The sequence below is a fragment of the Streptomyces sp. NPDC091649 genome, assembly GCF_044756785.1.
Lineage (GTDB): Bacteria > Actinomycetota > Actinomycetes > Streptomycetales > Streptomycetaceae > Streptomyces.
Genome location: NZ_JBIVTR010000013.1, coordinates 116,283 through 129,364 on the forward strand (window position 1 = coordinate 116,283; position 13,082 = coordinate 129,364).

Consider the following 13,082-nt stretch of genomic DNA (forward strand, 5'->3'; position numbering starts at 1 on the left):
GGGCGCGGGGATGTGCCGCCCGGCGAACGGGCGCGGGGATGTGCCGCCCGGCGAACGGGCGCAGGGATGTGCCGCCCGGCGAACGGGCGCAGGGATGTGCCGCCCGGCGAACGGGCGCAGGGAATACTGTCCCGCATGACGGAGACGACGATCGGCATCGGCGGAGCGGCGGAGAGCACCGACATGGTGCTGAACATCGGCCCCCAGCACCCCTCGACGCACGGGGTTCTCCGGCTGCGGATCGTGCTGGACGGCGAGCGCGTCCAGCACGCGGAACCGGTCATCGGCTATATGCACCGGGGCGCGGAGAAGCTGTTCGAGGCGCGCGACTACCGGCAGATCATCATGCTCGCCAACCGCCACGACTGGCTCTCCGCGTTCTCGAACGAGCTGGGCGTCGTGATGGCCGTCGAGCGGATGCTCGGCATGGAGGTCCCCGAGCGCGCGGTGTGGACGCGGACGCTGCTCGCCGAGCTGAACCGGGTCCTCAACCACCTCATGTTCCTCGGCTCCTACCCCCTCGAACTCGGCGGCATCACCCCGGTCTTCCACGCGTTCCGCGAGCGCGAGGAGCTCCAGGCCGTGATGGAGGAGGTCTCCGGCGGGCGGATGCACTACATGTTCAACCGGGTCGGCGGGCTCAAGGAGGACGTCCCGGCGGGCTGGGCCGGCCGGGTCCGCGACGCCGTCGCCTCCGTCCGCTCCCGCATGGACGTGTACGAGAACCTCGTCCTCGGCAACGAGATCTTCCGGGGCCGTACGCGCGGCGTGGGCGTGCTGTCCGCCGCCGCGGTGCACGCGTACGGGGTGTCGGGGCCGATCGCCCGTGCCTCGGGCGTCGACTTCGACCTGCGGCGCGACGAGCCGTACCTCGCGTACGGGGAGCTTCAGGACACCCTGAAGGTCGTCACCCGGACCGAGGGCGACTGCCTGGCCCGCTTCGAGTGCCTGCTGGAGCAGACCCTGGGAGCCCTGGACCTGGCGGACGCCTGCCTGGACCGGATGGACCACCTGGCGCCGGGGCCGATCAACCAGCGGCTGCCCAAGGTGCTCAAGGCACCCGAGGGCCACACCTACGCCTGGACGGAGAACCCGCTCGGCGTCAACGGCTACTATCTGGTGTCCAAGGGCGAGAAGACGCCCTACCGGCTGAAGCTGCGCTCCGCCTCGTTCAACAACATCCAGGCGCTCACCGAACTTCTGCCGGGCACTCTGGTCGCCGACATGGTGGCGATCCTGGGCTCGCTGTTCTTCGTGGTCGGCGACATCGACAAATAGCGGGCGGGAGGTCTCCGTCCTTCAGGAGACCGCGCCGCGCAGGCGTGCCACGTCGATCGGCTCGGTCTCGTCGTGCGCGGTGAGGTCGATGACCTTGCCGACGGCGCGGTGGTCGACAGCTCCCGTGCGGTGTGCGGCGAGCGCCTCCTCACCGACGACGTCCGCGAGGTCCTCGTTCTGCACGGACTCGATCGCGGCGTTCGCCTCCCGGCCGCCCGGGGGGCTCTGGTCGCCCTGTGCGTGCTGGTCGCTCAGCGCGTTCCGGGTGCTCTGCGCGTTCCGGGTGCTCTGCGCGTTCTGGGCACTCGGGGTGCTCTGGGTGCTCGGGGTGCTCTGGGTGCTCGGGGCGCTCGGGGTGCTCTGGGTGCTCGGGGTGCTCTGGGTGCCGAAGTAGTCGAAGTTGCCCTGGGGGGCGGAGTTCCGGCGCGCGGCGTACGGGGCGACGGCCGAGGCGGCCGCGATCGCGCGCGGCACCCGCACCGGTGCGATGGAGGCCGGGGACTTCGCGCTCGGCGGGGCCGGGGCTTCGGCGAGGTCGGGCACGCCGGGGGCCTGCGGCTCCGGGGACGGGGCGGCAGGCTTCCGGGCGCCGAGGGCGGGAACGTACGCGTGCGGAGCCGGAGGGGCGGCAGCCGGAGGGTTCGGGGCCGGGGCGGGCGGGGCGGCCGAGGGGCTGCGGTGGTGGTCCGGCCGCCGGTCCACACCGGTCGCCGCCGCGTGCTTCCCCGCCGGGCCCTCCGCCTCCGGGTCCCGCCCCTGCGGGTCTTCGACGGGCTCGCGCCGCCGGGCGGACTCCGCCGTGCGGCGCGCCGCCTGGAGCACCGCGTTGCGCGTGAGGTTCATCAGGGCCTCGTCCGCGCGCCGGTACGACTCGGGAGTGGGCGTGGACCGCGCGGGCAGCAGCTCCCGGGGGGCCGCGGCCTCGACGGCGAGCCGCCTGCGGCCCTCCAGCGCACTGGCCCGCTCCGTCTCGGCGTTGGCGTAGCGGCGCAGCAGCCCGGCGTGCTCCCCGCGCAGCCCGGCGAGCTCCACCCGCTTGCGGCGGAGCTTGGTCTCCAGGCGGGTGCGCAGCTCGCGCGACTCCTCCAGATCCTGCTCCAGCTCGGCTATCCGTTCCTCGGCCCGCCACGCGTCACCGGCACGGGCCCGCGTCAGCTCCGCGACCCGCAGCCCCGCCGCCCGGTCCCAGCTGCGCATCAGATACGCGCCGGTGACGGCGGCGGCAGCCACGGCCGCCACCAGACCGCGCAGGGCCAGGGGTTCGGCCAGCAGCCAGGCGCCGGCGGCACCGACGACCGACACTCCCGCCACCACGGAGGGGGGCAGGATTCTGTGGAGGGGCGGCGAATGGCGGTGGCGTCCACGTGGCATGGCCTGAAATTTACCGTGCGTACGGGCCGCTTGGGGGGCCGCCCGGCAATCTGTTCCCCGCCGGTTACCTCACGGACCCCAAAATCCCTCCGCCCGGCCGCTTTTCTCCTTCTTGATCAATCCGCCGGAGCAAGCCGTCCCGGCCGGACCCTACTTCTTGATCAGGCCCTTCGACTCCAGATACTCCTTGGCCGCATCGGCCGGCTTCGCGCGCTCGGCGTCGACCTTCCGGTTCAGCTCGGCGAGATCTTCCGTGGTGAGCGTGGCGGTGAGCTTGCCCAGGGCGTCGGCGATCTCCGGCGCGCCCGCGTCCTTCGCGTGGAGGACCGGAAGGACGTTGTCCGCGTTCTGGAGCTTCTTGTCGTCTTCCAGGAACACCAGTCCGTCCATCACCGCGTCCGTGGTGGTGGTCAGGACCAGTTGGACCTTGCCGTCGCGGACGGCCTGCTTGGACTGGCGGGTGCCGACGCCCTTGGGATCGATACCGGTGACATCGATGCCGTACGTCTTCTTCAGTCCGGGGGCGCAGAACGGCCGCACCTCGCACTCGTCCCCCGCCGCGATCTTGACCTTGATCTTCGCCTTCCCCAGATCGGAAAGCGTCGTGAGGCTGTTCTTCTCGGCGAATTCCTTCGAGACCGCGAAGGCGTTCTGGTCGACGGCCTTCCCGGGGGGAAGAACCTTCAGACCCAGCGGCCCGGCGAGCTTCTCCAGGGCGGCCACCGTGGCATCGACGTCCCCGGAGGCCACGGGCTCGGCCTGGGCCTTCTCGGCCCCGTTGACCTTGGCGTTGAGGAACTCGGCGAGGGTGGCCGCGTACTCCGGTATGACGTCGATCTCCCCCTTCTCCAGCGACGGCTCGTACAACTCACGGTTCTTCACCGTGGTGACCGAGGTGCTGTATCCGGCGTCGCCCAGGATCCCGGCGTACAGCTCGGCGAGCACCTTGGACTCGGTGAACGAGGCCGAGCCGACGACCAGGGAGCCCTTCTCGCCGTCGCCGGCCGAGGAGCCGGAGCCGCCCTTCTCCTTCTCCAGGCTGTCGCCGCCGCAGGCCGCGAGCGACCCGGCCAGCGCAACCAGGCTGACGACCGCTCCGGCGATCCGCGAGGTCCTGCTCATATGTGTTGTTCTCCGTCCGAACAGAAGGGAAGTGACCAGGGGAAAGAAGCGCGATCAGGCGGGCCGGCGGCGGCGCAGCGGCGACAGCAGCCGGTCCAGGCCCACCAGCGCCGCCTCCACCAGCAGGGCCAGCCCTGCGACCAGGACGGCGCCCGCGAAGACCTGGGCGGTGTCGTAGGTGTTGAACCCGGCGGTGATGATCCGGCCCAGCCCGCCGAGGCCGACCATGGCGGCGATCGACGCGGTGGCCACCACCTGGACGGCCGCGGACCGCAGCCCGGTCATGATCATCGGGTAGGCGAGGGGCAGCTCGACCCGGACGAAGAGCTGCGCGCCCGACATCCCCATGCCGCGCGCGGCCTCCACCACGGCCCGGTCCACCTCCCGCATACCGACGTAGGCGTTGGTGAGCAGCGGGGGCACCGCGAACAGCACCAGGGCGATGATCGTGGGCCAGTACCCCGAGTTGCGCAGGGGCGTGACCATGAACAGCGCCAGCACCGCGAACACCGGGATCGCCCGCCCCACGTTGGAGAGGTTGACCGCGAGCGCGCCGCCCCTGCCGATGTGCCCCAGGTACAGGGCCAGCGGCAGCGCTATCGCGCAGGCCGCCGCGAGAGCGGCCCCGCTCACGTACAGGTGCTCACCGAGCCGGTGGGCCGCCCCGCCGTCCCCCGACCAGTTGGCCCCGGTGGTCAGCCAGGTCCAGGCGTCGCCGATGACTCCCACGGGTCAGCCCGCCTCCATCTTCGCCGGGGCGGGCGGGCCCGCCGGTCCACCCTGTCCGTCCGGTCCACCCGGTCCGTCCGGGTCCGCACGCCGGTCTCCGGCCGCGGCGGACCCGCGGGCCGCACCGGATGAACCGGCCGGGCCGGGTATGCGGGCCGGGCCGGGTATGCGGGTCCAGGGCGTCAGCAACCGCTGGACGCCGAGCAGCAGCAGGTCCGCCGCCACCGCGAGCAGCACGCACAGCACCGAGGCGGCGAGCACCTGGGCCTTGAAGAAGCTGGGCAGCGCGTCGTCGATGAGATTGCCGAGGCCCCCCTTGCCGACGAGCGAGCCGATCGTGGTCAGCGCCACCGTCGACACGGTGGCTATCCGCAGCCCCGCCATCACCGCGGGCAGTGCCAGCGGGAGCTCCACCTCCCACAGCAGCCGCGCCGGGCCGTATCCCATGCCGCGGGCGGCGTCCTTGGCCTCCTGCGGCACCGCCGCCAGCCCGGCCAGGATGTTGCGTACGAGGATGGTCAGCGAATAGAGCACCAGCCCCGTGACGACGAGCGCGGCCGACAGCCCGAACAGGGGCAGCAGCAGCGAGAACATCGCCAGCGACGGCACGGTGTAGAGCACGGTCGTCAGCCCGAGCACCGGCCCGGCGAAGCGTCGGCCCCGGCGGGCGAGCAGTGCCAGCGGAAAGGCCACCGCGAGCCCGATCAGCACCGAGACCACCGTGATCCCGACGTGCTGCACGGTCGCGTCGGTCAACTCCTGGCTGCGGGAGCGGAGGTACTCCCCGCAGATCCAGTCGTTCGTCACCAGGCAGCTCTGCTCGGCCATCCGCCCCCCCTCCTGATTTCCCTCGTCGCCCCGGATCGAACTGATGACTGACGAGCCTATCCTCGACCACTGACAATCGCGGAGGCAGCCGCATTCCGGCAACATGCCCTTCACAGAACGCCCTCCACAATGGGGAACCATGATCCGTTTCGAGCACGTCACCAAGCGGTACGCCGACGGCACCACCGCCGTCGACGACCTTTCCTTCGAGGTCGCCGAGGGGGAACTGGTCACGCTCGTGGGGCCTTCCGGGTGCGGCAAAACGACCACCATGAAGATGGTGAACCGGCTCATCGAACCGACCGAGGGCCGGATATTCCTCGACGGGGACGACATATCCACCATCGATCCCGTCCGACTGCGCCGCCGAATCGGCTATGTGATCCAGCAGGTGGGGCTCTTCCCGCACAAGACGGTGCTGGAGAACACCGCGACCGTTCCCCATCTGCTGGGCTGGAAGCGCGGAAAGGGACGCGAACGCGCCGCCGAACTCCTCGACCTCGTCGGACTCGACCCCTCCGTTTATGGTGACCGCTATCCGGAACAGCTTTCCGGCGGTCAGCGCCAACGGGTCGGCGTGGCCCGTGCATTGGCCGCCGACCCGCCCGTGCTCCTGATGGACGAGCCTTTCGGGGCCGTCGATCCGGTCGTCCGCGAACGCCTTCAGAACGAATTCCTGAAACTCCAGGCCCAGGTGCGCAAGACCGTGCTGTTCGTCACGCACGACATCGAGGAGGCCGTCCGCCTCGGCGACCGGATCGCCGTCTACGGTCAGGGCCGCATCGAGCAGTTCGACTCCCCCGCCACCGTGCTCGGAGCCCCCACGACCCCGTACGTGGCCGACTTCGTCGGCGCGGACCGCGGCCTCAAGCGGCTCTCGGTGACACCCATCGAGGAGAGCGACCTCGACCAGCCACCGGTCGTCCACCTCGACGACCCGCTGGCCACGGCCACCGAACGGCTCCGGTCCGAGGGTGCGCGCTGGGCGGTCGTCCTGGACGGCCGGGACAACCTCCACGGCTGGATCCCCGCCGACGCGACCACCCACGGGACCGCCGGAGCACCCGCCGGAGCACCCGCCGGTGCGACCACCGCCGGGACCGGCGCCGCGACCGCCGGCCCGACCGGCGAGGACGCCACAGCCGAGGACACCGCCGAGGACACCGCCGAGGACACCGTCCGCGGGCACGCCCGCCGGATGGAAGCCTGGCTGCCGCTCGGCGCCCCCCTCAAACAGGCGTTCGCCACCATGCTCCAGCACGACGCGGGCTGGATCGCGGTCATCGACAAGGAGAGCGAGGGCCGATTCCTCGGGGTGCTGACCCCCGCCCGGCTGCACGAGGCCCTGCGCCGCTCGATCGACGCGGACGCCCAGGACGTACCGCGTGCCGAGGTCGCCGTCGAGACGGTGGCGACCATCGCCACCGCCCCCTGAGGACGTCCCGAGAAGGAAAGCGCCCGCTGAGGCCGTCCCGAGAGGGAAGGCGCCCCCTGAGGCGTCCCGAGAGGGAAGGCGCCCGCCCCGGATCAGTTCGCGGCGAGGCGGGCGCTCAGCCACTCCAGGGCCGCCGGGATCTCCCGCCGCCAGGTCGTGAAGTTGTGCCCGCCGCTGTCGAGCACGATGGACGACACCTTCGCGGGCGCCTTCACCTTCTCGATGAACTCCATCGTGCTCCCGAGGTTGCCCTCTCCCTCCCGTGACGTCGTCACCAGGAACGAGCCACCGGCCGGCGGCCGGTTCTCCAGGGTCCACATCAGGTCGGCGCGGTCGCGCAGCTCCTCGTCCCCGTGGAACAGGTCGCCCGTCGTCGGGTCCTCGGCCGCCTTGTAGTACGCGGAGAGCCCGGCACTCGCCGCGTACCGGTCCGGGTGGTGCAGTCCGATCTTCAACGCGCAGTAGCCACCGGTGGAATTGCCGATGATGCCCCAGTTGCGCGCCTTCTCCCCGACCCGGTAGGAGCCCGCCACCGCCTCCGGAAGGTCCTTCGCGAAGAACGTCTCCGTACGCGGCCCGCCCGGGATGTCCACGCACTCGGTGTCCCGGGGCGGCGCGACCGTGGGCCGCAGCATCACCAGGATCATCGGCCGGGCCTTCCCCGCCTTCACCCGGTCATGCGCGGTCTGCGGGTAGCGCAGCCCCTTCAGCAGGTTCTCCGCCGTTCCCGGGTAGCCCGTGAGGACCACGACCGCCGGAAACCGCCGCCCGGCGTACGCCGCCTGGAAGTACTCCGGCGGCAGATAGACGTACGCCGGGGAGGCGATGCCCGAGGTCCGCCCCGAGACGACCACCCGATCGATCCGTCCGCCGACCGCCGGGACCCGGCCGCCCGGAACGTCCGGATGCCGGCTGCCGACCCTCGCCAGGTGCCGGCTGCCGGCCCCGCCCGCGTGATCGGTGACCACCCCCAGCTCCTGCCGCCGCCCGAAGAGGTCGGCCCAGGAACCGTAGAAGAGGAAGGCGTTGTTGGCCGCCAGACCCACCGCGGCGAACAGCGTCAGCTGGGTCGCCAGCAGCAGCCCGATCCGGCCCGAGACCGCCGCCGCGCCGGGCCGGGCCAGCCGCGGCCAGAGCAGGACCGTGGCGGCGAACAGCGCGACGGCCAGCGTCGCCACGACCGCCAGGACCGCGGTGCCGGTGAGACCCATGAGTGTGCTTTCTCCGTGATTCCGTACGGTGCCGGATGCGGGAAATTTCCGGAATGTGGGTGAACCCACGCCCCGCGACCCACGTCCTAGAGGGCGCACATCGTCCGCGGGGCTCCGGCCGGCGGACTCAACGAATCTCTCGCGAAGCCACGGGAAGCGATGTCTGTCACGCTAGATGGGGATAATTCGGTGTCGGTTCCGCAGCGCGTCCGCCGGTTGCTGCGAGGGCCGCGCCCCGCGTCCGTACCGGCGCTCGTCGGCAGCGCCTGCACCGTCGTCGGACTGATCGACATCGCCGCCGGGGTCTTCCCCCGCTTCCGGCACAGCCGGATGCACGCCCTCGCCGAGGTGCTCCCCGGGGCGCTCGGCCCCTTCGCCGCCGCGCTCTCGCTGAGCGCGGGCATGCTCCTGCTCCTCCTCGCCCACGGGCTGAAGCGGCACAAGCGGCGCGCCTGGCGGGCGGCGGTGATCCTGCTGCCCGCGGGGGCCGTGGCCCAGTTCGCCTACCGCCACTCGATCGTCGGGGTGCTCGTCTCGCTGACGCTCTGCTGGCTGCTGGTGCGCCACCGGGACCAGTTCCGGGCACTGCCCGACCCGCGCAGCCGCTGGCGCGCGCTCGCCAACTTCGTCCTGCTCGGCGCCGGATCGCTGGGACTCGGGCTGATCATCGTCAGCGTCCACCCCGGCCGGGTCGTCGGCGACCCGTCCATCGCCGACCGCCTCCAGCACGTGCTGTACGGCCTGTTCGGCGTGGAGGGGCCCGTCGACTACGCCGGGCGGACCGGCTGGACGGTGGCCTACTCGCTGGGCGCGCTCGGACTGCTGACCGCCGTCACCACCGTCTACCTCGCCTTGCGCCCCGAGCACCCGGCCGCCCGCCTCACCGAGGACGACGAGAGCCGGCTGCGGGCCCTGCTGGAGCGGCACGGCGGCCGGGACTCGCTCGGCCACTTCGCGCTGCGCCGCGACAAGGGCGTCGTCTTCTCCCCCAGCGGCAAGGCCGCCGTCTGCTACCGGGTCGTCTCCGGGGTGATGCTGGCCGGCGGCGACCCCATCGGCGACGTGGAGGCGTGGCCGGGCGCGATCGAGCGCTTCATGGACGAGGCGCGGGCGCACTCCTGGACCCCCGCCGTGATGGGGTGCAGCGAGACCGGCGGCCAGGTCTGGACCCGCGAGACCGGGCTCACCGCCCTGGAGCTGGGCGACGAGGCGGTGGTGGACGTAGCGGATTTCTCCCTCGCCGGGCGCGCCATGCGGAACGTGCGCCAGATGGTCAAGCGCATCGAACGAGGCGGCTACGAGACCCGGGTCCGGCGGGCACGTGACATCGGCGACACCGAGCTGGACCGGATCAGGCGGGCCGCCGCCGACTGGCGCGGCACCGACACCGAACGCGGCTTCTCCATGGCACTCGGCCGGATCGGCGACCCGGCCGACGGCGACTGCGTGATCGCCACCGCCCACCTGCCCGGCTCCGGCACACAGGACGCCCCGCACGGCGACCTGAAGGCGGTCCTCCACTTCGTCCCCTGGGGACGCGACGGAATGTCCCTGGAGCTGATGCGCCGCGACCGCTCGGCCGACCCCGGCATGAACGAACTGCTGATCGTCGCCTCGCTCCAGGCCGCCGAGAAGCTCGGCGTCGCCCGTCTCTCGCTGAACTTCGCGATGTTCCGCTCCGCCCTGGCCCGCGGCGAGCGGCTCGGCGCGGGGCCGGTGCTGCGCTGCTGGCGGGGGCTGCTGATCTTCCTGTCGCGCTGGTTCCAGATCGAGTCGCTGTACAAGTTCAACGCCAAGTTCGAGCCGCGTTGGGAGCCCCGCTTCGTGGTCTTCCGCACCAGCCGCGACCTGCCCCGCATCGGGCTCGCGGCGATGCGGGCGGAGGGTTTCGTGAACCTCTCGCCGCCCCGCCCGTTCCGGCCCCGCCGCCTCCGCCCGTGCGGCCACACCCGGCGCGTCCCCTCCGAGCACGAGGTGAGCGCGGCGTAGGCGAGGCGCACGGGGCCTAGGCTGGACGTATGAGTACGTTGCGCACGCGGGGCACGGTCCGAGGACTGCCGGAGTGGGACCGCTGTGCGGTCATGGGCGTCGTCAACGTGACGCCCGACTCCTTCTCCGACGGCGGCCGCTGGTTCGACACCACGGCCGCGGTCAAGCACGGCCTGCACCTGGTGTCCGAGGGCGCGGACCTGGTGGACGTGGGCGGTGAGTCGACCCGCCCGGGCGCCAGCCGGGTGGACGAGGCCGAGGAGCTGCGCCGGGTCGTCCCGGTCGTACGGGGACTGGCCTCGGAGGGCGTCACCGTCTCGGTGGACACCATGCGCGCCCGGGTCGCCGAGCAGGCCGTCGCCGCCGGGGCCGTCCTGGTCAACGACGTCAGCGGCGGGCTCGCCGACCCGGACATGATCCCGGCCGTCGCCGACGCCGGGGTCCCGTTCGTGGTGATGCACTGGCGCGGCTTCAGCGAGTCGATGAACAGCCGGGCGGTGTACGGGGACGTCGTCGCCGAGGTCCTCGGCGAGCTGCGGCAGCGGATGGACGCGGTGATCGCGGGCGGCGTCCCCCCCGAGCGCCTCGTGATCGACCCCGGGCTCGGCTTCGCGAAGGAGGCCCCCCACGACCTGTCGCTGGTCGCGCACCTGGCCGAGCTGCGCACCCTGGGCCGCCCGCTGCTGGTGGCCGCCTCCCGCAAACGTTTCCTCGGCCACGTCCTGGCCGGTCCGGGCGCGGCCCCGCCGCCCGCCCGCGAACGCGACGCGGCGACCGCCGCCGTCTCCGCGCTGTCCGCCGCGGCCGGCGCCTGGGCGGTCCGGGTCCACGAGGTACGGGCCACCGCCGACGCGGTCCGTGTCGCCCGCGCGGTCGAGGCGGCCGCGTGAACGAGGAGCACGCACAGGCCGCCGCCGACATCGCGGAGGTCGAGGCCGCCAACACCGCCTTCTACGAGGCGCTGGAACGCGGCGACCACGACGACCTCTCCCAGCGCTGGCTGCCGGGCGAGGACCTCACCGTCTCCTGCGTCCACCCGGGCTGGCCGGTGCTCACGGGCCGCGGCGAGGTGCTGCGCAGCTACGCCCTGATCATGGCGAACACCGAGTACATCCAGTTCTTCCTGACCGACGTCAACGTCTCGATGACCGGCGACACCGCTCTGGTGACCTGTACCGAGAACATCCTCAGCGGCGGCCCCGCCGAGGACGGCAACGCGCTGGGCCCGCTCGTGGGCCAACTGGTCGTCGCCACGAACGTGTTCCGGCGCACCCCCGAGGGCTGGAAACTCTGGTCCCACCACGGGTCGCCCGTCCTGGCGGAATCCGACGAGGACGACGAGGAGGAAACCCCCTCCTGAGTGGGTACGGGACCGGTAGGGACGGGAAGCGACGGCCACCGGGTACGAGCGGCCCCCAGCCCAGTGAGGTGCTGTCCCCGGCCCCCGCGAGCGAGCACTGTCGGTGCTCGCAGGTAGATTCGAACGAAGGCACCTCGCCGCCCGCACGCGGCCGGGTGCCTCTTGACCAACGACAGCAGGAGTGATTCGCGTGGATCGTGTCGCGCTGCGCGGCCTCAAGGCCCGTGGGCACCACGGTGTCTTCCCCCGGGAACGGGAAGAGGGCCAGACCTTCATCGTGGATCTGGTGCTCGGCCTGGACACCCGCCCCGCGGCGGCCACCGACGACCTGGCCCTCACCGTGCACTACGGCGTGGTGGCCGAGGAGGTCGTCGACGTGGTGACCGGCGAACCGGTCGATCTGATCGAGACGCTCGCCGAGCGCATCGCCCAGCAGTGCCTGAAGCACGAAGGCGTCCAGGAGGTGGAGGTCGTCGTGCACAAACCCGATGCGCCGATCACCGTCCCCTTCGACGACGTGACCATCACCATCATTCGGAGCCGAGCATGACTGCATTTTCCACCGAAGGGCAGAGCGACCCGACCGTACAGCCGGTTCCGACCGCTGTCGTCCAGCAGGTGGACGCCGCGGATGTCACGCTCTCGAACCCGAAGATGGCCGTGATCTCCCTCGGCTCCAACCTGGGCAACCGGCTGGAGACCCTCCAGGGGGCCGTCGACGCCCTGGAGGACACCCCGGGCCTGAAGGTCAAGGCGGTCTCCCGGGTCTACGAGACGGAGCCCTGGGGCGTCGAGGCGAACTCCCAGCCCTCGTACTTCAACGCGGTCATCCTCGTGAAGACGACGCTGCCCCCCGCCTCCCTGCTGGAGCGCGGCCAGGCCGTCGAGGAGGCGTTCGACCGGGTCCGGGAGGAACGCTGGGGACCGCGCACCATCGATGTCGACATCGTGGCGTACGCCGACGTCCTGTCCGACGACCCGGTGCTCACGCTGCCCCATCCGCGCGCCCACGAGCGGGCCTTCGTCCTCGCCCCCTGGCACGACGTCGACCCCGAGGCCCAGCTGCCCGGAGCCGGTCCGGTGGCCCAGCTGCTCGACGAGGTCGGCCGCGACAGCGTCCTTCCCCGCGCCGACCTGGAACTGCGCCTGCCGGAGTAATCGTTAGGCTCGACGGACGGTGGTCCGGCGCACGGCCGGACCGGGCACAGGCGCGCGAAGGGCGGCTCACTCGGTGAAGCAACTACGGCTCGGGGTACTGGCGGGCCTCTTCGCCGCCGCCGGTGTCCTCTCCTGGGGCGGGGCACGGCTCTGGGACTCCCTCGGCACCCTGCCGAGCGTCCCGCTGGCCGCGTCGATCGTGCTCGCCGCGATCGCGGTGATCCTGCTCGCGACCGCGCTCTCCACCCGCGCCCGCCTCCGCGCCCAGCGCGAGCGCCGACCCGGCGCCAAGGGCGTCGAGCCCCTGTTCGCCGCCCGCGCGGTCGTCTTCGGCCAGGCGAGCGCCCTAGTGGCCGCCCTGGTCGCCGGAATGTACGGCGGCACCGGCGTCTTCCTCCTGAGCTACCTCGACATCCCGCCCCGCCGCGACCAGGCCATCTACGCGGGCGCGGCGGTGGTGGCCGGCATCGCGGTCGTCGCGGCCGCGCTCTTCCTGGAGCGGGTCTGCCGCCTCCCGGAGAACGGCGACGACCACAACGGCACGGGCGCGGCAGCCGCGTAGGACAGTTGACCGCGCCCGTGTCGCGCGTCTCGGGGCGTG

Annotated in this window: 13 protein-coding genes; 8 read left to right on the forward strand and 5 right to left on the reverse strand. The window is 72.2% G+C overall.

What is annotated here, in order from left to right; all coding sequences use genetic code 11:
• Positions 1-135 precede the first annotated feature (135 nt).
• Positions 136-1,278: an NADH-quinone oxidoreductase subunit D gene (locus tag ACIQMU_RS22065; RefSeq protein WP_352242780.1), complete on the forward strand. Its 1,143-nt coding sequence runs from the start codon at positions 136-138 to the stop codon at positions 1,276-1,278.
• A 21-nt stretch (positions 1,279-1,299) separates the two neighbouring features.
• On the opposite strand, the gene ACIQMU_RS22070 is transcribed toward ACIQMU_RS22065, so the two are convergent.
• The 4 genes from ACIQMU_RS22070 to ACIQMU_RS22085 form a co-directional block, all read right to left on the reverse strand.
• Positions 1,300-2,580 (reverse strand): hypothetical protein, encoded by a 1,281-nt coding sequence (locus ACIQMU_RS22070; RefSeq protein WP_402689530.1) that lies wholly within the window; start codon positions 2,578-2,580, stop codon positions 1,300-1,302.
• 219 nt (positions 2,581-2,799) lie between these two features.
• On the reverse strand, positions 2,800-3,771 hold the full coding sequence (locus tag ACIQMU_RS22075; protein WP_402689509.1) for an ABC transporter substrate-binding protein: 972 nt from the start codon (positions 3,769-3,771) through the stop codon (positions 2,800-2,802).
• Positions 3,772-3,825: 54 nt separating this feature from the next.
• Positions 3,826-4,500, reverse strand: coding sequence for an ABC transporter permease (locus ACIQMU_RS22080; RefSeq protein ID WP_402689510.1), 675 nt, complete (start codon positions 4,498-4,500; stop codon positions 3,826-3,828).
• Positions 4,501-4,503: 3 nt separating this feature from the next.
• On the reverse strand, positions 4,504-5,328 hold the full coding sequence (locus ACIQMU_RS22085; RefSeq protein ID WP_402689511.1) for an ABC transporter permease: 825 nt from the start codon (positions 5,326-5,328) through the stop codon (positions 4,504-4,506).
• Positions 5,329-5,467: 139 nt separating this feature from the next.
• Here ACIQMU_RS22085 and ACIQMU_RS22090 point away from each other — a divergent pair, with 139 nt between their 5' ends.
• The gene (locus tag ACIQMU_RS22090; protein ID WP_402689512.1) at positions 5,468-6,763 is read left to right on the forward strand and encodes an ABC transporter ATP-binding protein; all 1,296 of its coding nucleotides are present in this window, start codon (positions 5,468-5,470) and stop codon (positions 6,761-6,763) included.
• 92 nt (positions 6,764-6,855) lie between these two features.
• Here the strand turns inward: ACIQMU_RS22090 and ACIQMU_RS22095 are convergent, their stop codons facing one another.
• Positions 6,856-7,974, reverse strand: coding sequence for an alpha/beta hydrolase (locus ACIQMU_RS22095; RefSeq protein WP_402689513.1), 1,119 nt, complete (start codon positions 7,972-7,974; stop codon positions 6,856-6,858).
• Between the two features lie 159 nt (positions 7,975-8,133).
• Between ACIQMU_RS22095 and ACIQMU_RS22100 the strand changes: the two genes are divergently transcribed.
• The 6 genes from ACIQMU_RS22100 (at position 8,134) to ACIQMU_RS22125 (ending at position 13,043) form a co-directional block, all read left to right on the forward strand.
• Positions 8,134-9,963, forward strand: coding sequence for a phosphatidylglycerol lysyltransferase domain-containing protein (locus ACIQMU_RS22100; RefSeq protein WP_352242787.1), 1,830 nt, complete (start codon positions 8,134-8,136; stop codon positions 9,961-9,963).
• Positions 9,964-10,055: 92 nt separating this feature from the next.
• Positions 10,056-10,853: a dihydropteroate synthase gene (gene folP / locus ACIQMU_RS22105; RefSeq protein ID WP_352242839.1), complete on the forward strand. Its 798-nt coding sequence runs from the start codon at positions 10,056-10,058 to the stop codon at positions 10,851-10,853.
• On the forward strand, positions 10,850-11,323 hold the full coding sequence (locus ACIQMU_RS22110; protein ID WP_352242788.1) for a nuclear transport factor 2 family protein: 474 nt from the start codon (positions 10,850-10,852) through the stop codon (positions 11,321-11,323). Before folP ends, ACIQMU_RS22110 begins: the two co-directional genes overlap by 4 nt.
• 190 nt (positions 11,324-11,513) lie before the next feature.
• Entirely contained in the window at positions 11,514-11,873 is a 360-nt protein-coding gene (gene folB / locus ACIQMU_RS22115; RefSeq protein WP_352242789.1) for a dihydroneopterin aldolase, read from the forward strand.
• Positions 11,870-12,481 (forward strand): 2-amino-4-hydroxy-6-hydroxymethyldihydropteridine diphosphokinase, encoded by a 612-nt coding sequence (gene folK, locus ACIQMU_RS22120; protein ID WP_352242790.1) that lies wholly within the window; start codon positions 11,870-11,872, stop codon positions 12,479-12,481. Before folB ends, folK begins: the two co-directional genes overlap by 4 nt.
• Positions 12,482-12,554: 73 nt before the next feature.
• Complete coding sequence (locus ACIQMU_RS22125) at positions 12,555-13,043, forward strand: DUF3180 domain-containing protein (protein ID WP_352242791.1); 489 nt, start codon at positions 12,555-12,557, stop codon at positions 13,041-13,043.
• Positions 13,044-13,082 lie beyond the last annotated feature (39 nt).